Source organism: Mycolicibacterium pallens (assembly GCF_019456675.1).
GTDB lineage: Bacteria > Actinomycetota > Actinomycetes > Mycobacteriales > Mycobacteriaceae > Mycobacterium > Mycobacterium crocinum.
Genome location: NZ_CP080333.1, coordinates 5,504,870 through 5,526,493, shown reverse-complemented (window position 1 = coordinate 5,526,493; position 21,624 = coordinate 5,504,870). Strand labels below are relative to the sequence as shown.

Sequence of the window (21,624 nt, the reverse complement as noted above, 5' to 3'; positions counted from 1 at the left end):
TCCTGTGCTGTGAAGCGCGTGTGTGACAGCGCGCTTACGGTCGGTGCATGACCATCGACACTCGTCGAATTGTGGCCGCGCTGATCGGGGGCGGCGCCATCGCCGTGGCTGTATTCGGCCAAATGGCCTCTGCTGCAGCGGATCCCGATACCCCACCCCCGCCGCCGAACTGCACTGCCGCCGATCTGGAGGGCGTGCGGACCGGTGTGCAGGCCGCCACCTCCGCCTACCTCTTCACGCATCCCGACGTGAACGCGTTCTTCACCAGCCTCGCTGGTCTACCCCGCGATCAGGTGCGTGCCAAGGTCAAGGCCTACATGGCCGCCAACCCGCAGACGGCAAGCGACATCACCGGTATTCGACAACCGTTGGTGGACATCAAGAACCGGTGCGGCCAGCTGCCGGGGTCTGCGGTCTAGCTGCGGGCTACGGCGTCCACCAGGGACGCAGCGGCAACCCGGCGTCGCCACCCTTCTCATCGAGCTTCACCGCCAGAACCTGGTGCAGCTGAATGACATTGGTGTCGAAGCCCAGCCGCGAGCCGGCCATGTACAGGCCCCACACCTTGGCGGTGGCCAGGCCGACCTCCTCAACGGCTTCGTCCCAGTGCTCGACGAGATTGCGGCACCAGTCGCGCAGCGTCATCGCGTAGTGGTGACGCAGGTTCTCCTCGTGCACCACCTCGAAGCCGACATCCTGAGCCTCGGTGATGATGCGGCCGGAGCCGGTCAGCTCCCCGTCGGGGAAGACGTAGCGGTCGATGAAGCCGCCGGTCGCCGTCGTCCTGTTGTCCGGGCGGGTGATGCAATGGTTGAGCAGCAATCCACCCACGCGCAGCTTGGTTTTCAGGAAATCGAAGTAGGCCGGGTAATTCGCCACCCCGATGTGTTCGGTCAACCCGATCGAGGACACCGCGTCGAAGCCGCTCTCGCGCACATCGCGGTAGTCGGTATGGCGCACCTCGGCCAGATCGGCCAATCCCTCTTCGGCAATGGCCTTCTGCGCCCAGGCAGCTTGCTCGCGGGACAGCGTGGCGCCGATCGCCTTCACCCCGTGCCGCGCCGCGTAGCGGACCATGCCACCCCAGCCGCAGCCCACGTCGAGCAGCCGGTCACCCGGCTTGAGCCGGAGCTTCTCGAATACCAGCCGGTACTTGTTCTCCTGTGCCTCCTCCAACGTCGCGTCGACAGTGGGGTAGCAGGCACACGTGTACGTCATCGACGGTCCAAGCACCCACTCGTAGAACGTGTTTGACACGTCGTAGTGGTGATGGATGGCGTCGGCGTCGCGCTTCTTGCTGTGCCGCAAGCCCTCCGCGAACCGGCGCCACCGCGGCAACGCTTCCTGTGGCGGCGGGGCGATCGGCCGCAGGTGCTCGATACCGATCGAGCGCACGATGTCGACCAGCACCCGGGCCGGCGGCAGCTTGAAGTCGAGGTTGTGCGACAACGCCTTGAGCAGCTCGTACGGATCACCGGGATGCACACCGTGGGTTTCCAGATCGCCGGCGACGTAAGCCCGCGCCAAGCCGAGATCACCCGGTGCCGTCGCGAGATAGGTGGTACCGCGCGGCGTCAGCAGATCCAGGCCCAACTCGGCGTCATCCGGGCCGGCCGAGCTTCCGTCGTACGCGGTGAATTTCAGCGGCAGCTCCCCGCCGGCGGTGAAGATCTCGAGGATCTCAGCCAGGCTGAGCTTGCCGGGCGCATGCGCTTCGTTCTCACGGAAGGTCGTCATTGTCGTTGCACCGCCTTTGCATACAGGTCCAGCAGCCGTGAATCAGGATCGTAGGTCTTCTTTACGGTCTTATATGTTTCGCCACCGTAGAGGTCGTCAAACTCCTCCCGGCTGTAAAAAGCATCCGAATACAGCGATTTGTGCCCGTCGAGGGCGCTGATCTTCTCTTCTATCAGGCGGTTCGTGTGGCCCGGGGTGGGCCCCATCGGCACCGAGGACCAGAACCCGACGTTGACATAGCTGTGCCCCGCACGCAGCGGATACAGCGGCCAGCCCGCCGGATCGCGGAGCCGAAGCGGGCACAGCCACAGCGGCTCGATCGGGACGTTGGCCAGGAACCAGTCCAGGAATTCGACGCAGCGCTCGATCGGCACCTCGACGTCTTGGACCACGCGTTCCAGCGGCGGCCGGCCGTGCCGGGCCTCGATGCGGTCGGCGATGTTGAACTTCTGGTCGTAACCGATCAGCTTCCAGTAGAAGCTGCTGCGCCGGTAGCGCCGCGGCCACCACCGGCGAATCTTCGGGTTCTGCGCCCCGAACGCCCGCGAACACCAGAACCAGTCGGTGTCCCAGCGCCACAGGTAGTCGTGGATGGTGAGCCGGTCGTCTTTCACACCGTCGTCGTGCTGGATCGAGCGGTAGTAGATGTCCTGGCCGGTGTAATCGCTGACCGGCCCCGCGGTCGCAGTCTGAACGCCCAGGCACAGGTAGCTCTCGTCGGCGCTGAACACCACGCCGTCGAGATAGTCGACCCGGGCGCCGTCGTATCCGCCGGTCTCGATGATGCGATCCATCGCCGCCACCAGGTCGCTCAGCGAGTGAAACCTCAGGTGCTTGAGCGACACGAACGGTTTGACCGGCTCGAGCTCGATCCGCAGACGGACCGAATAGCCAAGGGTGCCATAGGAATTGGGGAAGCTGCGGAACAAGTCCTGATGCTGTTCACGGCTGGCGGTGACCAGCTCACCGGAACCGGTCAGAATGTCCATCTCGACGACGGACTCGTGCGGCAAGCCGTTGCGGAACGACGCCGATTCGATACCGAGGCCGGTGACCGCACCACCGAGGGTGATCGTCTTGAGCTGCGGGACCACCAACGGCGACAGGCCATAGGGCAGCGTCGCCGCGACCAGGTCCTCGTAGGTGCACATGCCGGCGACGTCGGCGGTCTTGGCGGCCTGGTCGACGGAGATCACGTTGGTCAGCCCGGAGGTGTCCAAGCCCGGCGCGTTGCTCTTGGCGCGGGCGCGGAACAGGTTCGACGTCGGTTTCGCCAGGCGGACCGACGCGTTCGGCGGAATGGCGCGGTAGCTGGCCAGGAGCCGCTCCACGCCGTTGGCATGAGCTGTCAGTGCTGCGGAAACAGACACACGACTACGCTAGTCCGCAGCCACAGCCGATGCGACCGCACGGCTGGTGGATCACATCGCAACCCGCCGTCACCCGAGGAGTATTGCCTGATGGGACAGGTCAGCGCCGCCAGCTCGATCTTGATCGACGCCGAACCGGCAGCCGTGCTCAACGCGATCGCCGACTATGAGAACGTGCGCCCGAAGATCCTGTCGCCGCAGTACAGCGAGTATCAGGTGCTGCAGGGCGGCCAGGGCCAGGGCACCGTTGCCAAGTGGAAGCTGCAGGCCACCAAGTCGCGGGTGCGTGAGGTGCAGGCCACCGTCGACGTCGCCGGCCACACCGTCATCGAGAAGGACGCGAACTCCTCGATGGTGATCAACTGGACCGTCGCACCGGCCGGTCCCGGCTCGAGCGTCACCCTCAAGACCACCTGGAACGGGGCGGGCGGCATCGGCGGCTTCTTCGAGAAGACCTTCGCGCCGCTGGGCCTGCGCCGGATTCAAGACGAGGTGCTGGGCAATCTGAAGAAAACCGTCGAGGCTTAACTGGCGCGAGCCGGCTGGGTGGCCAGGAACGCCGCGATGCCCTGAACCACGGCGGCGGCGTACTTCTGGCGGCCCTCCGGGCTTTCCATCAGCGCCGAGTCGGCCGGGTTCTTCATGTTGCCGCATTCCACCAGCACCGACGGATACTGGGCGAGGTTGAGCCCGGCGAGATCAGCACGCCCATACAGGCCGTCGGAGCCGATGTAGTTGGCGGCCGGAATGCCTGCGGCGACCATCTGGTCGCGCATGGCCCGGGCGAGCTGGACCGACGGCCCGGCCTGGGCCTGGTTCAGCGGCGGGCTGGAGTAGTTGACGTGGAAGCCGCGGCCGGTCGCCGGGCCGCCGTCGGCGTGGATGGAGACGATCGCGTTGGGCTGCAGCGCGTTGGCCATTGCGGCGCGCTCGTCGACGCAGGCCGCCACCTGGTTGTCGTTACCGCGGGACATGGCGGTGCGCACCCCGAGTTGGGTCAGCATCTGGCGGATCAGCAGCACGGTGTCCCAGTTGAAGGTGTGCTCGGGGAACCCGTCGTTGGTGGTCGTGCCCGACGTCTGGCAGTCCTTGGTGCCGCCGCGACCGGTCGGCACCTGCTTGGTCAGCGAGGCGTCGTTGGCGCCGTTGTGGCCGGGATCGAGGAACACGATCATCCCGGCGATGCTGGCCGGCGCGGCATGGACGAGGGGACTGGTCACCGTCGACGCGACGAGCATGACGCTCGTGCATGCTGCGGCCACGACACGAGCGCGGGTGGACATAAGCACGCGCGTCACCGTAACTCTTCGCCGTCTAGTCTTGAAGTCGCTGACTGCCCGAATCCGCAGGCGAAACCAAGTCGAGACCGAGACGCAAGGAGACTGTCATGCAACCCGGTGAGCTTCCCAACCTCGAGGGATTTCGCGAGCAGGCGGAGCAGATGCGCGACCAGGTGATGCCGGGTCTGCAGGCCGCACTGCAGCAGGCCCAGGAGATGCAGCAGAAGCTGATGGAGGCCCAGGCCGCGCTGGCCGCTGCCGAGGTGCACGGTCAGGCCGGTGGCGGCCTGGTGCAGGTGACGATGAAGGGCAGTGGCGAGGTCGTCGGGATCCGGATCGATCCCAAGGTCGTCAACCCAGATGACGTCGAAACACTGCAGGACCTGATCGTCGGCGCGCTGGCCGACTCGGCCCGTCAGTTCACGATCTTGGCGCAGACCCACCTCGGCCCGCTGGCCGGCCAGGCCCCGGGCATTCCGGAGGCCTGACCTTTGTTTGAAGGCCCCGTCCAGGATCTGATCGACGAACTCGGCAAGCTGCCGGGCGTCGGTCCCAAGAGTGCGCAGCGCATTGCATTCCACCTGCTGTCGGTGGAGCCGCCGGATATCGATCGGCTGACCGCGGCGCTGGGCAGGGTCCGCGACGGGGTGAAGTTCTGCGAGGTGTGCGGCAACGTCTCTGACGCCGACCGCTGCCGCATCTGCAGCGACGCCCGCCGCGACGGGTCGCTGGTGTGCGTGGTCGAGGAACCCAAGGACGTGCAGGCCGTCGAGCGCACCCGCGAGTTCCGTGGGCGCTATCACGTCCTGGGCGGCGCGCTGGATCCGCTGTCCGGGGTCGGACCGGACCAGCTTCGAATTCGCCAGCTTCTCAACAGGATTGGTGAACGTGTCGACGGCGTGGACATCACCGAGGTGATCATCGCGACCGATCCGAACACCGAGGGTGAGGCGACCGCGACCTATCTGGTCAGGATCCTGCGCGACATCCCCGGGCTCACGGTGTCGCGGATCGCGTCGGGTCTGCCGATGGGTGGCGACCTGGAGTTCGCCGACGAGCTCACCTTGGGCCGTGCCCTGTCCGGGCGCCGCCAGATGGTTTAGCCATCGCTACGTCTGGCGACAATGTGTCTATGAGTTGCCGAGGCTGCGCCGACGGCGCCGGCTTGGGCTTCGACGTGTCGATGGCGTTCCAGCCGATCTTCGACACCCGCGCACAGCAGATCTACTCCCACGAAGCGCTGGTTCGCGGCGTCAACAATGAGCCCGCGTCAGCGATTTTCGCTCAGGTCGGCGATCACAACAGGTACCGCTTCGATCAGACCTGTCGCGTCACGGCGATCCGGCTTGCGGCTGAGTTGGGGATATCGACGGCCTTGAACGTGAACTTCATGCCCAACGCAGTCTACCGTCCCGAGTTGTGCATCCGGACCACGTTAGAAGCCGCCGACAGATATGACTTTCCGCTCGATCGCATCATCTTCGAATTCACCGAGGACGAGAGGATTCCGGACTTCGAGCATCTGCAGTCGATCGTGACCGACTACGCGCGACGCGGATTCACCGTTGCCATCGACGATTTCGGCGCCGGGTATGCGGGGCTGAATCTGTTGGCGGATCTGCAGCCGGATCTGGTGAAGATCGACATGGGTCTGGTCCGGGACATCGATCAGGACAGGGTGCGCCGGGCGATCTGTCGCGGCATCGCGCAGGTGTGTGAGGACTTGGGCATCGGGCTCATCGCCGAGGGCATCGAGCGCCGCGACGAGATGCGCTGTCTGCAAGACATCGGTGTGCACCTCTTCCAGGGCTACTACATCGCCAAGCCCGCGTTCGAAAGCCTCGCGGAGATCAGTCCCGAGCTGTTCGTGGCGTAGGACTGTCGCGCGTCCTTCTCGCCCAAACCGACATTTGGCAGCAAAAGTACGAGTAAACCGCTGCATTTCGTCGATTTCGGCGAGTTGTCGGACCCCGGGTCGACGATGCCGACATGACTGAAGTATTTCTCGGCAGGGAAGCCCTGGCTGACGGCTTGTCTCGGCACGATCTGCAGCGTTGGTATCGACAGCTGTATCGAGGCGTCTACATCCCGAAGTACGCCGTGCCAACGGTGCGTGATCGCGCGTACGGCGCGTGGCTGTATTCAGATCGAACTGGCGTCATCGGTGGTGCAGCAGCCTCTGCGCTGCATGGCGCCCAATGGATTGACGATGACGTACCGATCGAACTTCTCGTAGGTGAGCGACGACGGCAGCCAGGGTTGATCGTCCGCATGGATCGACTCGCCGAGGACGAAGTGGTGACGGTTGACGGCCTCCCGGTGACGACACCGTCGCGAACGGCATTCGACATGGGCAGGTATCAAAAGCGCGCGACGGCGCTGGCGCGCTTGGACGCGTTGATGCGTGTCGCGCCGTTCGCGCCCGAGAGTCTCGAGTCCCTCATGCGACGGTATGGCCCGGTCAGAGGTATCCGCCAACTTCGCGACCTGCTGCCGCTGATCGACACGGGAGCCGAGTCGCCGAAGGAAAGCTGGCTTCGTCTTCTGCTGATCGACGGCGGACTTCCCGCGCCGGAGACGCAGATTCCGGTGCTCGACAGGGGAGTGCCGGTCGCGTTCTTGGACATGGGTTACCGCGATCTGAAGCTTGCTTTCGAATACGACGGCGACCAACACCGCACCGATCGACGCCAATACGTCCGCGACGTTCGCCGCCTGCCGATGGTGGAGCGGCTGGGATGGGACATCCGCGTCATCGCCGAAGATCACCCGGCTGAGGTGTTGTGGCGCGGGAGGGAGGCGTTTCTGCGCCGAGGTGGCGCCGAGATCGACGAAATGCCGCGAACTACTCGTACTTTCGCTGCGTAATGTCGGTTTGGGCGAAGACGGGGGTGAGCTACACGCGGCGGGGGGCGGCGAGTCGCTCGCGGCGCAGCTCGTCGACCTCGGGCAGCTCCAGCGGCTGCAGCGGGCCGACGACGCGCGACAGCAGCAGGTCGGCCAGCTCGGGATTGCGCGCCAGGCACGGCCCGTGCATATAGGTGGCGATCACGCTGCCCTGGACCGCCCCGTCGTATCCGTCGCCATCGCGGTTCCCCGCACCCTTGACGACCGCCGCCAAGGGCCGCGCGTCGGGACCCAAAACTGTTCCGCCGCGGTGGTTTTCGAAGCCCGTCAGCGGCTGCGTCAGGCCGTCCAGAAGCGGAGTGGACACCACCTCACCGATGGTGCGCTTCGCCTGTGGCGATGTCGTCACATCCAGCAGCCCCACGCCTTCGACCCGCTCACCCGCCGAGGTCTCATACCAGTGACCGAGCACCTGGATCGCGGCACAGATTGCCAGCACAGGTGCGCCACGGCCCGCGGCCCGCTGCAAACCCTGATGTGTCAGAAGATGTTTGGTGGCCAGCCGCTGCGCGTAGTCCTCAGCCCCACCCAACGTGTAGAGGTCCAGCGAGTCGGGGACCGGATCAGCCAGCGTGATCTCGACGATCTCAGCCGGGATTCCGCGCAGCTGCAACCGCTTTCGCAGCACGACGGCATTGCCGCCGTCGCCGTAGGTGCCCATCACGTCGGGCAGTACCAGCCCGATCCGTACGGTGCTCATCGCATCCGCCCCAGAGTCCGCGTCAACTGCAAGAACGCCGTGTAGTTCGCGACCACTTCGACATGCCCCTTCGGGCACGAGACGATCGCGTCAATCGTGTTGTGCACCAACGTGTGCGTCACCCCGGCGTAACCGAGGCGCACCGCCAGGTCGGTTCCCCGCTCGCCGGCGGCGACGACGGGCACGCCCTCGAAATGCTCGAAGTTGACATCCCACAACCACGACAGGTCTTCACCGTCGGGCACCTGACCGTTGACCGCGATCACCACCCCGTCGGCACTGCGGTCCACCATCGACAGCGCCTCCTGCCATCCGGCCGGATTCTTGGCCAGCAGAATGCGCGCGGTGTGCTCACCCATCGGCACGGTCTGGTAGCGACCGGCGACCTCGTCCACTCCGGAGACCGCGGCCACCGCCGCGGCCGGGTCGGCACCCAACGCCACCGCGGCCGCAACCGCCTGGGTGGCGTTGCCACGGTTGACCGTTCCCGGCAGCGAGAGCCGCATCGGCAGCTCCAGCCCATCGGGGCCGTACAGCTTCGCGTCGTCGAACCACCACTGCGGGCTCGGCCGTTTGAAATCGGTGCCCGTCGAGTACCAGTCCACGCCGTCGCGGACGATCACCTCGCCGCTGCGCGGGCAGCTGACCGAGTCGTTGGCCCAGCCGCCCCCGGCGGCCACCCACACCACCCGGGGACAGTCGTAGGCCGCCGACGTCATCAAGACGTCGTCGCAATTGGCGATCACGATCGCATCGGGGTGACGGGCCAGCCCCGCGCGCAGCGTGCGCTCGATGTGGTTGATCTCACCTACCCGGTCGAGCTGATCGCGCGACAGATTCAGCAACACGATCACCGACGGGTCCACGGCGTCGGCCACATGCGGCACATGCATCTCGTCGACCTCGAGGGCGGCCAGCGATGCCTCACGCGAACCTGCCAGCGCGGCCACCAGGCCGGCGTCCATGTTCGCGCCCTCGGCGTTGGTGGCGACCGGGCCCAGCGTCGCGAGCGCCGCGGCCGTCATCCTCGTGGTGGTGGACTTGCCGTTTGTGCCGGTCACGACGACGGTGCGTCGGCCGACGCCGAGTTGGCGCAGGATCGAGCGGTCCAATGTCATCGCCACGAGGCCGCCGATCATGGCGCCGGCGCCGCGTCCGGTCGCCCGGGAAGCCCAGCGCGCGGCGGACCCGGCGGCCAGCGCGGCACGCCCTCGCAGTGTCATGGTCGGCCTGGGCATCGGAACGCAGTTTATGCGCCACATGACAGGCAGGCCGACACGGATTCGATGTCCCGGGGACTGTCGGACCTGCGTGCCATCCTGACTGTGTGAGCCACACCTGGGGTCGACCAGCCCGCGAGCCGGGGGACGGCTGGGTCGTGGTCGACGTCGAGACCACGGGTTTTCGTCCGGGCCACGCCCGCATCATCAGCCTGGCCGCGCTGGCGCTCGACCCCGAAGGCCGTGTCGAACACTCCGTGGTCAGTCTGCTCAATCCCGGTGTCGATCCCGGCCCCACCCACATCCACGGCCTCACCGCCGAGATGCTGGAGGACCAGCCGACGTTCGCCGATATCGCCCCCGATGTCATCGATTTGCTGCACGGCCGCACGCTCGTCGCCCACAACGTGGCATTCGACTACGCGTTTCTGTCCTGCGAGGCCGAGCTGGCCCAGACCGCGCTGCCCGTCGACACCGTGATGTGCACCGTCGAGTTGGCCCGCCGCCTCGACCTCGGCCTGGACAACCTCAGGTTGGAGACGCTGGCCCGGCACTGGGAAGTGCCGCAGACCCGCGCTCATGACGCCTTCGACGACGCCCTGGTGCTGTCCCGGGTGCTGAGCCCCGCGTTGCAGCGGGCCCGTGAGCGCGAGGTGTGGCTGCCGGTGCGTCCAGTCACGCGGCGGCGCTGGCCCAACGGCCGGGTCACCCACGACGAACTGCGCCCGTTGAAGATGCTGGCATCGCGGATGCCGTGCCCCTACCTGAATCCCGGGCCCTACCGGCGCGGCGGTCCGCTCGTCCAGGGCATGCGAGTGGCGTTGTCGGCCGAGGTGGATCGCACCCACGAAGAACTGGTGGAGCGCATCATTCACGCGGGCCTGGCCTACGCCGACGCTGTCGACCCGGAGACGTCGCTGGTCATCTGTAATGAGCGCACCCCCGAACAGGGCAAGGGTTATCTCGCCCGGGAACTCGGTGTGCCGGTGGTCTCCGACCGCCAGTTCATGGACTCGGTCGATTCGGTGGCCAATGGCACCGGTATCGACCATTTCGAACCTTCGGTCAACCAGGGCCAGCAGTTCGCCCTCTTCTGACGTGCCGCACCGTTACCATCGTCCACCGGGGTGATGCTGCGGTGGACGATCGAAAGGTCCTGCTGCAATCCGCCGTCCTGATCGGCGCCTCTGCAGTCAGCTGTCTACTCCTCGCCCTGGCGTTCGCATTCGGTTGGGGCGGCGACAACACCATTCGCATCATCGACGGGCTGGCCTTCGCCGCCTTCGGTGCCTACGCGGCGGTGTGCTCGGTCATCGCGGCCCGTGCTGCCCACGGCCGGAACCGCACCGCCTGGACCACCATGGCCGTCGCCCTGTCGGCGTGGACGGTGGGGGAGCTGACGCGCGCGTTCCTGACCCTGGTCATGGAACGCAGCTTGTTCCCGTCGCCTGCGGACTTTCTCTACCTGATCTTCGTCGTGCTGGCGCCGGTTGCTTTCCTGCAATTCCCGGCCGAACCGACGCAGGGCTCGCGCAGTCGGATGCTCTTCGACGCGTTGATCGTCGCCACGTCGTTGTTCCTTGTGTTGTGGGTTGTGGTGTTGGGCAACGTATATCGAGCCACGGGAGTGGACAGCGTCATGCAAGGGCGCGCGCTGCTGTATCCCTTGTTCATTCTGTTGGTCTACGTCGGGGCGATGGTGTACGTCGTTCGTGCCGGTGCCAGCAACAGCGTGGTGATGTGGCTGTTCATGGGCGGCGTCACGCTGATGGCCTTCTCCGGGATCACGTTCGCCTTCCTGCAAGGCTCCAACAGCTATCACCCCGGGCATGTCACGAGTATCGGTTGGGCGCTGGGGATGTCATGCTTCGGTGCGGCCGCACTGTTGAGCAGACGGCCGCGCCCGCCCGTACCGCCGACGCCCGCGCCACGATCGTCGATCGCGCTATGGCTGCCCTATGTACCGCTTCTGATTGCGGGCACCATCGCGCCGGCGATCGTCATGACCGGCCTCCTGCGCATTCTCGTCCCCATCCTGATGACACTCATCTGCGTCCGGCAGGTGGTCTCAGGCTGGGAGAATCGCCGATTGCTCACGGCCGCAGCCGATCAGGCGTTGCGCGATCCGCTGACCGGACTGGCCAACCGAACTCTCTTCCAGGATCGGCTGGCGCACGCGATGGCCTTGCGCGGCCGCGACAATCGGCCCGTCGCCGTGTTGTCGCTCGATCTCGACGACTTCAAGCTGATCAACGACAGCATGGGGCATCCGGCCGCCGACAGCCTGTTGATCCATGTGGGAGAACGCATCGCCGGCTGCGTACGGGCGGGCGACACCGTGGCGCGGCTGGGCGGTGACGAATTCGCACTGCTGCTCGAGGGAGACGTCGACGAGGCACACCTGGTGTGCGAGCGCGTGATCGCAGCGTTCGACACCCCCTTCCTCATCGACGGGCACGAGGTGCTGATACGTCCCAGCGCCGGTATGGCGGCAACGTCGTTGGCGGACAACGACATGACGGCCGAGGAGCTGGTGAAGCGTGCCGACACCGCGATGTACTTCGCGAAGCGTTCGCGCAGCTCGACGGTGCACACCTTCAGCCCCGACATGATGCTGCTCGATCCGGACGTCGCGGAGCTGGCACGCGACGGCGAGGCACGATCGGCCGAAACCGGTGCGGAGCAGGTGCGGCTGCTCGGGGAACTGCGGCGCACCATCGACCGCGGCGGCTTGGAGATGGTGTATCAGCCCAAGCTGGACTTGACCACCGGACGGATCGCGGGCGTCGAAGCGCTGCTGCGGTGGCCCCATCCGCGGCTGAAAATGCTTCGGCCGGGGGCATTTATGCCGCTGATACTGCGGCACGGGTTGATGCGGCCGGTCACCGATCTGGTCTTCCGGAAGGTCCTCGACGACTGTGCGCGATGGGACTCGATGGGATTGAAAGTCCCTGTCGCGGTGAATCTGTTCGCCCCGTTGCTGCGGGATGCGCAGCTACCCGACACGGTGCGCCGCGTACTGCAGGAGCGGAATCTGGCCCCGGGTCTGCTGACCATCGAGATCACCGAAGACCTGGTGCTCGACGAGGTCGGCCGGGTGACCGGTGTGCTGCAACAGCTGCGCGACGACGGCGTCCGGATCGCGATCGACGACTTCGGCAGCGGCTACTCGGCTTTGAGCTATCTGCGCGACCTGCCGATCGACGAAGTGAAATTCGATCGGCATTTCATCGCCTCGGTGGCCACCGACGCCAGGGCGGCCGCCGTCGTCAGTCCCGTGATCGAGATGACCCACAACCTCGGGATGACGGTCGTCGCCGAGGGAGTGGAAGACGCCGAGACCGCCCACTGGCTGCGCGAGCACGGCTGTGACATCGGCCAGGGCTACTACTTCTCCATGCCGGTGGCAGCCGACGAGATCTCCGCGCTGGTGGCGGCCGAAGCCCGGCACTAGCAAACCCTCGCAGGATCCTGTGTATCTGTAGCCAACCCCCTGAAGCTTGTGCTGAACCGAAATATGTTGGCGTACTGTCGAGTTGGGTCGACTGACAGCAATGTTGGCAGGAGGCTGGAAATGAACAAGAAAGCAATCACGGCCGCGGTCGGTGCGGCGGCAATCGCGATGCTGGCGCTCTTCGCCGTCACCGACGGCGCCGCCGACTCGGCAACCACCCGTGCGACAGCCGATTCCGGGCAGGAATCCAAATTCCCGACGCCCACCCCACCGTCGCCGGCGGAGGTTTCGGGTGCGGTCACCACGACGATGATGCCCGCCGTGCCCTGAGTGGGCGGCTACGCTGGCATCTCGAGATGCCCCCCAATCCCGAACGCCGCACCGCGATCCTCGACGCCGCGATCGACATCATCGTCGACGTCGGGATCGGCGGCCTCACGCACCGCCAGGTCGACGACCGTGCCGGCCTGCCGGCCGGAACGACGTCGAACTATTTCCGAACCCGCCTGGCACTTCTGGAGGCGGCCGCGGCGCACGTCGTCGACCTGCATTGGCGGCACGTCGAGGTGCTGAAGTCGGCGCTGCCGTCGCCGATGAACCGCGCCGGTGTGGCAGCGTTGTTGACGCGGATGGTGGCCGATCCGGACGAACCCGCGCGGCGACGGCACCTGGCGCGGTTCGAGCTGTTCATCGAGGCGACCCGCAGGCCCGAATTGCGGCCGTTCATCTACGAATTGCAGCATGCCGCCATGAACGTGGCCGGCATGATCCTCGCCTCAGCGGGTATCGACGCCACACCCGAGCAGATCGACGAATTGGCCCGGCTGCTCAACGGCCTGACGTTCAGCAACCTCACAATCGATCAGCCCGACGGGCACGAACCCGCCGGGCTGATCGATCGACTGCTGGCAGCTGTCTTTCCGCCTAGCTGAGTGCCTTGGCCTTCAGCGCCTCGAACTCCTGCTGGGAGATGGTCCCGGCGTCGAGCAGCTGTTTGGCGTGCTCGATCTCCTGAGCCGGTGAGCGTCCAGCTGCTTCCCGGATGTAGGCGTCGGTGTCCTTCTTGGCGGCCACCGCCGCCGCATGAGCGCGTTCGGTCATCCCGCGACCGCGAGCAATCAGATAGATCAGAGCGGTGAGCCACGGGAACACGATCAAGAAGATGACCCAGACGGCCTTGATCCAGCCGGAGGTCGTGTGGTCACGCCAGAACAAATCCACCAGGATCTGGAACAGCACCAGCAGGTACGCGATCCAGGCGAAGATGATCAGGAAGTGCCAGAGGAAATCCGACGTTGAACCCCAGTCCATGGCGAACTCCTATGTTGTTGGGATAGCACCGATTCGTGCTGCGCGGTTCACGGCGGACACCACCGCCCGCAGCGACGCGGTGGTGATCGACGTCGCGATGCCGACGCCCCACACCGTGCGCCCGCCGATGGACGCCTCGACGTAGGCCGCTGCGGCTGCCTCCTCGCCGGCGGACATCGCGTGCTCGGAGTAGTCCAGCACGCTGACGTCGAATCCGACGGTGCCCAGGGCGTCGACGAACGCGGCCAGCGGACCGTTGCCCTGACCGGTGATCTCGGTCTCGACCCCGTCGATCTTCACGACGGCCTCGATGACGTCGGTGCCGCCGTCGACCTCGGCGCCGACGACCTTCTGGCGGATGCGCTCCAAAGGCTTGATCGGAGAGAGGTATTCGTCGGCGAACGCGTCCCACATCTCCTTGGGCGACACCTCGCCACCCTCACCGTCGGTGATCGCCTGGATGGCTTGCGAGAACTCGATCTGCAGCCGGCGCGGCAACACCAGTCCGTGATCGGCTTTCATGATGTAGGCCACGCCGCCCTTGCCGGACTGCGAGTTGACCCGGATGACGGCCTCGTAGGTGCGGCCGACGTCCTTGGGGTCGATCGGCAGATACGGCACCTGCCACAGGATGTCGTCGACATCCGAATCCGCCTCGTCGGCAGCGACTTTCATCGCGTCCAGACCCTTGTTGATGGCGTCCTGGTGACTGCCGGAGAAGGCGGTGTACACCAGGTCGCCGCCGTAGGGGTGGCGCTCGTGTACCGGCAGCTGATTGCAGTACTCGACGGTACGGCGGATCTCGTCGATGTTCGAGAAATCGATCTGCGGATCCACCCCGCGGGAGAACAGGTTCAGGCCCAGCGTCACCAGGCAGACGTTGCCCGTGCGTTCACCGTTGCCGAACAGGCAGCCTTCGATGCGGTCCGCGCCTGCCTGATAGCCCAATTCGGCTGCGGCAACGGCGGTTCCGCGGTCGTTATGCGGATGCAGGCTCAGGATGATCGAATCCCGGGGCGTCAGATGACGATTCATCCACTCGATCGAGTCGGCATAGACGTTCGGAGTGGCCATCTCCACGGTCGCGGGCAGGTTCACGATCAGCGGCACATCCGGGGTCGGCTGCACGATCTCGGCGACCGCGTTGCAGACGTCGACGGCGTACTCCAGCTCGGTGCCGGTGTAGGACTCGGGGGAGTACTCAAACCGCCACTGGGTGTCCGGGTACTTGGCCGCCTCCGCCACGCACAGCCGGGCGCCGTCGGTGGCGATCTTCTTGACGGCCTCACGGTCGGCGCGGAACACGACGCGGCGCTGCAGGATCGACGTCGAGTTGTAGAAGTGCACGATCGCGCGGGGCGCTCCGGCACAGGCCTCGAACGTTCGGGTGATCAACTCGGGGCGACACTGCGTCAGCACCTGGATGGTGACGTCGTCGGGGATGGCGCCCTGCTCGATGATCTCGCGGACGAAGTCGAAGTCGGTCTGGCTGGCCGACGGGAAGCCAACCTCGATCTCCTTGTAGCCCATGTTGACCAGCAGCTCGAACATGCGCCGCTTGCGGGCCGGGCTCATCGGATCGATCAGGGCCTGGTTACCGTCGCGCAGGTCGACCGCACACCACAGCGGTGCATGTTCGATGACCTTGTCGGGCCAGGTGCGATCGAAGGGAGATGCGGGCTCTCCCCCTGAAACTTCAGCGGCGAACGGGCGATACCGGTTGACCGGCATCGAGGAACTGCGCTGGGTGTTCCACGTGGGCTGGCCGTCGCGAGGCGGACCGACGGGGGTGGTGATGGTGCGGGCAGATACGTAGGCGTCGACAGAGTCGAAAGAATTGGTGGTCACGATTGGCTCCGGGATGTCTTGGATTGGACTTCAGACCGGCGCATCGCGAATACCCGCGACGGGAAGCCAGTCTGGATCAGACCCCGTCGCGGCGTCCGAGAAGGAGCACCCGCTGCACAAGTCCGTACTGTACTCCGGTTGTCCAACCAGGCCAAAGTCTCCAGTTCAATACGGGACCCAGGCGTTCGCTGCCAGGGTAAATTGACCACGCCGCAAGCCGTGATCGGGGGTCATTCGTGCAATTGAGCGTTCGCTCCATGCTCGCCGCCGGGGTCTGTGTGACCGCCGCCGCCAGCATTGCCCTGGCGCCGCAGCCCGCGCCACCGCTGCCGTCGACGCATACCGCCCCCGTCGTTCTCGCCGGAGCGTGGCAGGAGCTGCAGACCAACCTCCAGCAGGACCTGGCCAACTTGGCATCGTCTGTCGTCAACTATCCGCCCGCGCCGATCCTGACCCAGGTGGTGAAGAACTTCACCACGTATTCGCACTGGCTTGTCGGGCAGGACGGCGGCACCCCCCTGAAGGTCGTCCAGACGATCAGCGACCACGTCAAGGCGGTAGCCGGCGTGATCGTCACCCTCGGTCTGATGGCGCCGCTCAGCTTGATCGGGCCGTTCATCGCTCCCGGGGTGATGATCCTCCAATTGGTTGCCGACACGGCCAAGTACCCGTCGACCCCGCAGACCGTGCTGCAGGCGTTCATCGACGCACCGGCCGTCTACCTCAACACCACCTTCAACTGCTGCTCCTTTCCGCTCGCGAACCTCGCCTTCGGCCTGCTCAACCCGGGTCCGCTCGGCTACCTGCTGTCGCTGGCACCCTCGATCGCGAAGGCGCTGCAGATCCCGGACCCACCAGCCTCCCAACCGGCCGTGGCCGCTGCGAAGCCGTCGTCGCCGCCCGCCGGCGTGGCCCGGAGCCGCCGGGCGCAAGCCGTTGCCTCAGCCCCCAAAACCGTCGCCTCGCGTCCCGCGAAGCGGCCGAACGCGGCTCGCAAGGCCGACGCAGGCCCTGGAAAGGCGACGTCGAACGGCAAGGGCCAGTCGGCTAGACCTGGGAATCGGGAAACGCGATAACCGACAGGAACCGGATCGGTACCTCGATCAGATCCGCGGGGCCGTGCGCGCCCTCGCCGTCGATCTGCAGGGAATCACCCGGGTGCAGCCGATACACCGAACGGCTGTGGGCGTAGTCCATGACGCCTTCGAGCACATAGATGAACTCGGTGCCGGGATGCTGGAACAGCGGATAGGTCTTGCTCTTCTCCGAGAGCGTGACCAGCAGGCACTCCAGCCGCTTGTGCTCGCCGCGCAGCGACCCGAGCAGTTCGTACTCGTGGCCAGCTTTCGTTCCGTTGCGCACGATCCGCGCGCCGGTGCCCGCCTTGACGAAGGCGGCCGGCCGTTCCACGTCGGCCCCGCGGAACAACGTCGTCACCGGCACGTCGAACCCCTTGGCCAGCAGCGCCAGCGTGGACAGGCTCGGCGAGGTCTGGGCGTTCTCGATCTTGCTCATCATCGCCTTGGAGATGCCCACCCGGCTCGCCATGTCGGCGACCGACAGCCCCAGCTGTTGACGTAGTTGGCGCACGTTGCGGGCGATCGCGGCCTCGAATTCCAGCTCCGCGACCGGCTCGTCCGGGTCGCGCTCGCGGGCGGTACCCGACTGGTTGCGGAGCAGATCGGTCACAAGCGCACTATCGCATCTGCCCCGCACCCACATACGGATACGGGCTCTTCAACAGCTCGCCCTCGGCGAAGCGGGACAGCCGGAAATCGGTTTCGGGGATCCGTGGGTCGCTGCTGCGGCCGTCGACAAGAAGGTCCGCGACCAACCGGCCGACCGCCGGTGCGATCTTGAATCCATGGCCGCTGAAACCGGCCGCCACGAACAATCCCTCGCGACCGCCGGCCGAGATGACTGGATTCCAGTCCGGCGTGACGTCGTAGCACCCGGCGTAGCTCGAGGTGATCGCCGCGCCGGTGAACCCGGGGAATCGGGTGCCGACCTTGTCGACGGTGAGGTCGATGAAGTCCTCGGTGGCCCGGTTCAAGTAGTCGTCAGGGTCGGCGGTCAGCACGTCGGACAGGTCGCTGTTGCCGAACAGCACATCGCCGCCGACCTCGGGACGCACGTATTGCAGGGACACCAGATCGGAGAACACCGGCACCGGTCCCAGCTCGACACCCGGAGAGATCATCGCGATCTGCTCGCGGACCACCCGGATCGGCACGTCGACGCCGTACGGCGCCAGGAATGGCTGGGTCCACACCCCGGTCGCGATGACGACGCTGCCCGCGCTGATCCGACTGCCGTCGGCCAGCTGAACCCCGGTGACGGCGTCACCGTCGGTGAGTAGACCGGTTACCATGGCGCCCTGGCGAATTCGCACCCCGGCGGCGCGCGCGGACAGCGCGAACGCCTGGGCGGTCTGATACGCGTCGCCGTAACCGCCGCGTGCTTCCCAGCCGAACGCGGCGAATGGCGACAGATCGGCGAACGGCCACAGCCGGGCCACCTCGGCGGCGTCGATCTCTTCGGTCTGCACACCAACCGCGCGTTGGGCGGCCATGCTGTCGCGCAGCGCGTCGACGTTGGGTTCGCCGACCCCGACGACGTAACCGGTTTGGCGGAAGCCGATATCGTCGCCGAAGATCTCCTCGGCCTTCTCGAAGACCTCCAGGCCGACGGTCGCCATCGCCGCCAGGGAACTCACCCCGTAGTGGCAGCGCACAATGCCGCTGGACTTGCCGGTCATCCCGGAGGCGACGGTATTGCGTTCCAGAACAACGACATTGGTGATGCCACGCTGGCTCAGTGCCCAGGCGGCGGCACACCCCTCGATGCCGCCGCCGACGATCACGACATCGGCGGTTTCGGTCACAGGCCCGCCCCCGGAATCCACGACGTACCGGCCAGCGGCACCCGGGCCATGGCGGCGGCCTCGATGGTGACCGCAACCAGGTCCTCGGGTTCCAGATGCAGCAGGTGTGCCTTGCCGCAGGCGCGGGCGATGGTCTGCGCTTCCATCGTGAGCACCCGCAGATAGTTGGCCAGCCGACGGCCGGCGTCGATCGGGTCCAGTCGGGCCGCCAGCTCGGGATCCTGAGTGCTGATGCCCGCCGGGTCACGACCGTCCTGGAAATCGTCGTAGAAACCGGCTGCGCTACCGAGCTTTTCATACTCGGCGGCATACTTCGGGTTGTTGTCACCCAGCGCGATCAGCGCTGCGGTGCCGATCGCCACCGCGTCGGCTCCCAGTGCCATCGCCTTGGCGACGTCGGCGCCGGTGCGGATGCCGCCGGACACGATCAGCTGAACTTTGCGGTGCACCCCGAGTTCGGAGAGTGCTTGTACGGCCTGCGGCACAGCGGCCAGCGTCGGGATGCCGACATGCTCGATGAAGACATCCTGAGTGGCGGCGGTGCCGCCCTGCATCCCGTCGACGACGACCACGTCGGCGCCCGCGGCCACCGCCAGCTTCACGTCGTAGTAGGTGCGCGTGGCACCGACCTTGACGTAGATCGGCTTCTCCCAGTCGGTGAGCTCGCGCAGCTCGTTGATCTTGATGGTCAGGTCGTCGGGGCCGGTCCAGTCCGGGTGCCGGCAGGCGGACCGCTGGTCGATGCCTTCGGGCAGCGTGCGCATCGCGGCGACCCGCTCAGAGATCTTCTGCCCCAGCAGCATTCCACCGCCCCCGGGCTTGGCGCCTTGGCCGAGCACCACCTCGATGGCGTCTGCTTTGCGCAGATCGTCGGGGTTCATCCCGTACCGCGACGGAAGGTATTGATAGACCAGATATTTGGACTGTCCGCGCTCCTCGGGCGTCATGCCGCCGTCGCCGGTGGTCGTCGAGGTGCCGACCTCACTGGCGCCGCGGCCGAGGGCCTCCTTCGCCGGCCCGGACAGCGCGCCGAAGGACATGCCGGCGATGGTGACCGGGATGTCCAGGTGCAGTGGGTGTTTGGCATGACGGTCGCCAAGCACGATATCGGTGCCGCACCGTTCGCGGTAGCCCTCCAGTGGATACCGCGACATCGACGCGCCGAGGAACAGCAAGTCGTCGAAATGGGGGAGCGCACGTTTGGCACCCCAGCCGCGGATGTCGTAGATGCCGGTGTCGGCGGCGCGTTGGATGGCCGCGATGGTGGCGCGGTCGAACGTGGCGGACTCGCGCAGGCCGAGGCGGGCGCGGTCGTCTTCTGCGTATGTCATCTAATAAACTTCTGCGTTGTCGACGTGGAAGTGGTAGAGCTGTCGGGCTGAGCCGTAGCGGGTGTAGGAGCTGGTGTCGTCGTCCTCGAAGCCGGCGGCCTTGAGCAAGCGCCCGAGCTCCTCGTGGTGCTCGGCGCGCATCTCCTTGGCGATGCAGTCGGCCCCGAGTGAGGCCACCTCGCCGCGGACGTAGAGGCGTGCCTCGTAGATCGAGTCACCCAGTGCCTCACCGGCATCGCCGCGGATCACCAGCCGGCCGGCCTGAGCCATGAACGCGCTCATATGGCCGACGCTGCCGCCGACGACGATGTCCGCCCCCTTCATCGAGATTCCGCACCGTGCGGCCGCGTTGCCCTCGATGACGAGCAGACCTCCGTGCGCGGTCGCGCCCGCCGATTGGGAGGCGTTGCCTTTGACCCAGACGGTGCCGCTCATCATGTTCTCGGCCACGCCGGTCCCGGCATTGCCGTCGACGATCACCTCGGCCTGCTTGTTCATCCCGGCGGCGTAATAGCCCACGTGGCCGTCGATTTCGACCCGCAGCGGCGCGTCGAGGCCGACCGCGACGTTGTGCGCACCGGCCGGATTGACGATCCGGACTTCCCCTGAGACGCCCGGAGTGTGCAGGGCCGCGTTGACCTCGCGCAGCGGCGTGGTGCTGAGGTCGAATGTCCTCATCTCGTCCATGCGTACACCACCTCGGGTTCCGGTTCCCAGATGGCCGCCTTCGCGACGCCGGGAAGTCCTGCGAGCGCGCGGTATTCGCTACTCATGGCCACCCAGTCGTCGGTCTCGGCGATCACGGCGGGCTTGCAGGCGATCGCGTCGCGCACGACCGCGAACGAGTCGTGGTTGGACACCAGCAGCGTGTAGAAGCCGTCGAAGGTGGCACACAACTCTTTCAAGGCCGATTCCACGTCACGACCGTGGGCGAGCTGGTCGGCCACGAAGCGGGCGCCGACCTCGGTGTCGTTCTCGCTGTCGAACACGACACCCTGGGCTCGCAGGTCGCGGCGAATGGTGGCGTGGTTGGCGAACGAGCCGTTGTGCACCAGGCACTGGTCCGGCCCCACCGCATAGGGGTGTGCCCCGGCCGGGATCACCGCCGACTCGGTGGCCATCCTGGTGTGACCGACCCCCTGCCAGCCCTGCGCATGCGTGAGCCCCCACGCCTCGGTGAGTGCCCTGGGATGCCCGACTCCCTTGAGTACAGCCACATTTGCGCCGAAGCCGGCGATCAGGGCATGCGGATAGTGCGCGGTGATCGCCGCGTGCAGGGTTTCCGGCGCGACATCGGCCGACACCAGCAGCGTCTCGTCGACCCGGTGAACCGACACCTCGCCGAGCGCTGCGTGCAGCGCCTCGACGATCTGTTCCGGGCTGTCGTCGACGTCGAGAACCGAGACGGTCCCCTTGCCCGGCGGCGACCATCGTGGGTCACCGTAGACGGCGACACCGGCCGAATCGCTTCCGCGGTCGGACATTTCGCACAGCATGCCGGTCAGCAGTTCACCGAGCCGGGGGTAGAGCTGGGGGTTGCGCAGGTGCAGACCCACGATCCCGCACATGGTCGTTCCTTCCT

The 21,624-nt window shown here is 66.4% G+C and carries 23 protein-coding genes; 11 read left to right on the top strand and 12 right to left on the bottom strand.

Annotated features, from left to right (window positions below; translation table 11 throughout):
- Positions 1-47 precede the first annotated feature (47 nt).
- Positions 48-419, top strand: a complete 372-nt coding sequence (locus tag K0O64_RS27040; protein WP_096312467.1) for a heme-binding protein — start codon at positions 48-50, stop codon at positions 417-419.
- A 7-nt stretch (positions 420-426) separates the two neighbouring features.
- Here K0O64_RS27040 and K0O64_RS27035 read toward each other — a convergent pair whose 3' ends face one another.
- Positions 427-1,737 (bottom strand): class I SAM-dependent methyltransferase, encoded by a 1,311-nt coding sequence (locus K0O64_RS27035; protein WP_096312466.1) that lies wholly within the window; start codon positions 1,735-1,737, stop codon positions 427-429.
- Positions 1,734-3,107, bottom strand: a complete 1,374-nt coding sequence (locus tag K0O64_RS27030) for an FAD-binding oxidoreductase (RefSeq protein ID WP_096312465.1) — start codon at positions 3,105-3,107, stop codon at positions 1,734-1,736. Before K0O64_RS27030 ends, K0O64_RS27035 begins: the two co-directional genes overlap by 4 nt.
- A 90-nt stretch (positions 3,108-3,197) precedes the next feature.
- Here K0O64_RS27030 and K0O64_RS27025 point away from each other — a divergent pair, with 90 nt between their 5' ends.
- Positions 3,198-3,635: an SRPBCC family protein gene (locus K0O64_RS27025; RefSeq protein ID WP_071948800.1), complete on the top strand. Its 438-nt coding sequence runs from the start codon at positions 3,198-3,200 to the stop codon at positions 3,633-3,635.
- Here the strand turns inward: K0O64_RS27025 and K0O64_RS27020 are convergent.
- The gene (locus tag K0O64_RS27020; RefSeq protein ID WP_225933788.1) at positions 3,632-4,345 is read right to left on the bottom strand and encodes an Rv3717 family N-acetylmuramoyl-L-alanine amidase; all 714 of its coding nucleotides are present in this window, start codon (positions 4,343-4,345) and stop codon (positions 3,632-3,634) included. The two genes, K0O64_RS27025 and K0O64_RS27020, sit on opposite strands and share 4 nt — an antisense overlap.
- A 203-nt stretch (positions 4,346-4,548) precedes the next feature.
- On the opposite strand from K0O64_RS27020, the gene K0O64_RS27015 reads away from it, so the two are divergent.
- From K0O64_RS27015 to K0O64_RS27000, 4 genes are all read left to right on the top strand, one after another.
- On the top strand, positions 4,549-4,875 hold the full coding sequence (locus K0O64_RS27015) for a YbaB/EbfC family nucleoid-associated protein (RefSeq protein WP_071950256.1): 327 nt from the start codon (positions 4,549-4,551) through the stop codon (positions 4,873-4,875).
- A 3-nt stretch (positions 4,876-4,878) separates the two neighbouring features.
- A complete protein-coding gene (gene recR / locus K0O64_RS27010) occupies positions 4,879-5,490 on the top strand; it encodes a recombination mediator RecR (RefSeq protein ID WP_071948802.1) in 612 nt (203 codons plus the stop codon).
- Between the two features lie 29 nt (positions 5,491-5,519).
- A complete protein-coding gene (locus K0O64_RS27005) occupies positions 5,520-6,263 on the top strand; it encodes an EAL domain-containing protein (RefSeq protein WP_220045863.1) in 744 nt (247 codons plus the stop codon).
- 113 nt (positions 6,264-6,376) lie between these two features.
- The gene (locus tag K0O64_RS27000; protein ID WP_096312462.1) at positions 6,377-7,255 is read left to right on the top strand and encodes a type IV toxin-antitoxin system AbiEi family antitoxin; all 879 of its coding nucleotides are present in this window, start codon (positions 6,377-6,379) and stop codon (positions 7,253-7,255) included.
- Positions 7,256-7,283: 28 nt separating this feature from the next.
- Here K0O64_RS27000 and K0O64_RS26995 read toward each other — a convergent pair whose 3' ends face one another.
- Together K0O64_RS26995 and K0O64_RS26990 are read right to left on the bottom strand one after the other, a co-directional pair.
- Positions 7,284-7,994, bottom strand: a complete 711-nt coding sequence (locus K0O64_RS26995) for a type 1 glutamine amidotransferase (RefSeq protein ID WP_071948805.1) — start codon at positions 7,992-7,994, stop codon at positions 7,284-7,286.
- Complete coding sequence (locus tag K0O64_RS26990; protein ID WP_220045862.1) at positions 7,991-9,232, bottom strand: Mur ligase family protein; 1,242 nt, start codon at positions 9,230-9,232, stop codon at positions 7,991-7,993. The genes K0O64_RS26995 and K0O64_RS26990 overlap by 4 nt, the downstream gene beginning before the upstream one ends.
- 89 nt (positions 9,233-9,321) lie before the next feature.
- On the opposite strand from K0O64_RS26990, the gene K0O64_RS26985 reads away from it, so the two are divergent.
- The 4 genes from K0O64_RS26985 (at position 9,322) to K0O64_RS26970 (ending at position 13,600) form a co-directional block, all read left to right on the top strand.
- Positions 9,322-10,311: a DEDDh family exonuclease gene (locus K0O64_RS26985; protein ID WP_096312461.1), complete on the top strand. Its 990-nt coding sequence runs from the start codon at positions 9,322-9,324 to the stop codon at positions 10,309-10,311.
- A 41-nt stretch (positions 10,312-10,352) separates the two neighbouring features.
- A complete protein-coding gene (locus K0O64_RS26980; protein ID WP_225933551.1) occupies positions 10,353-12,668 on the top strand; it encodes a putative bifunctional diguanylate cyclase/phosphodiesterase in 2,316 nt (771 codons plus the stop codon).
- A gap of 120 nt (positions 12,669-12,788) precedes the next feature.
- Positions 12,789-12,998: a hypothetical protein gene (locus tag K0O64_RS26975; RefSeq protein ID WP_096312459.1), complete on the top strand. Its 210-nt coding sequence runs from the start codon at positions 12,789-12,791 to the stop codon at positions 12,996-12,998.
- 26 nt (positions 12,999-13,024) lie between these two features.
- Entirely contained in the window at positions 13,025-13,600 is a 576-nt protein-coding gene (locus K0O64_RS26970; protein WP_096312458.1) for a TetR/AcrR family transcriptional regulator, read from the top strand.
- On the opposite strand, the gene K0O64_RS26965 is transcribed toward K0O64_RS26970, so the two are convergent.
- Entirely contained in the window at positions 13,593-13,979 is a 387-nt protein-coding gene (locus K0O64_RS26965; protein WP_220045861.1) for an SHOCT domain-containing protein, read from the bottom strand. The two genes, K0O64_RS26970 and K0O64_RS26965, sit on opposite strands and share 8 nt — an antisense overlap.
- A 9-nt stretch (positions 13,980-13,988) precedes the next feature.
- Positions 13,989-15,827, bottom strand: coding sequence for a 2-isopropylmalate synthase (gene leuA / locus K0O64_RS26960; RefSeq protein ID WP_071948811.1), 1,839 nt, complete (start codon positions 15,825-15,827; stop codon positions 13,989-13,991).
- 236 nt (positions 15,828-16,063) lie between these two features.
- Here leuA and K0O64_RS26955 point away from each other — a divergent pair, with 236 nt between their 5' ends.
- Complete coding sequence (locus tag K0O64_RS26955) at positions 16,064-16,903, top strand: hypothetical protein (protein WP_220045860.1); 840 nt, start codon at positions 16,064-16,066, stop codon at positions 16,901-16,903.
- Here the strand turns inward: K0O64_RS26955 and K0O64_RS26950 are convergent.
- Genes K0O64_RS26950 through K0O64_RS26930 form a run of 5 tightly spaced genes read right to left on the bottom strand, consistent with a single transcriptional unit; the run spans position 16,875 to position 21,610 of the window.
- On the bottom strand, positions 16,875-17,549 hold the full coding sequence (locus K0O64_RS26950; RefSeq protein ID WP_071948813.1) for a type II toxin-antitoxin system RelB family anti-toxin: 675 nt from the start codon (positions 17,547-17,549) through the stop codon (positions 16,875-16,877). The two genes, K0O64_RS26955 and K0O64_RS26950, sit on opposite strands and share 29 nt — an antisense overlap.
- Positions 17,524-18,711, bottom strand: a complete 1,188-nt coding sequence (locus K0O64_RS26945) for an NAD(P)/FAD-dependent oxidoreductase (protein WP_071948814.1) — start codon at positions 18,709-18,711, stop codon at positions 17,524-17,526. Before K0O64_RS26945 ends, K0O64_RS26950 begins: the two co-directional genes overlap by 26 nt.
- A complete protein-coding gene (locus K0O64_RS26940) occupies positions 18,708-20,042 on the bottom strand; it encodes an FMN-binding glutamate synthase family protein (RefSeq protein ID WP_071948815.1) in 1,335 nt (444 codons plus the stop codon). Before K0O64_RS26940 ends, K0O64_RS26945 begins: the two co-directional genes overlap by 4 nt.
- A complete protein-coding gene (locus tag K0O64_RS26935; protein WP_096312455.1) occupies positions 20,043-20,729 on the bottom strand; it encodes a GltB/FmdC/FwdC-like GXGXG domain-containing protein in 687 nt (228 codons plus the stop codon).
- Complete coding sequence (locus K0O64_RS26930) at positions 20,717-21,610, bottom strand: class II glutamine amidotransferase domain-containing protein (RefSeq protein WP_220045859.1); 894 nt, start codon at positions 21,608-21,610, stop codon at positions 20,717-20,719. Before K0O64_RS26930 ends, K0O64_RS26935 begins: the two co-directional genes overlap by 13 nt.
- Positions 21,611-21,624: the final 14 nt, after the last annotated feature.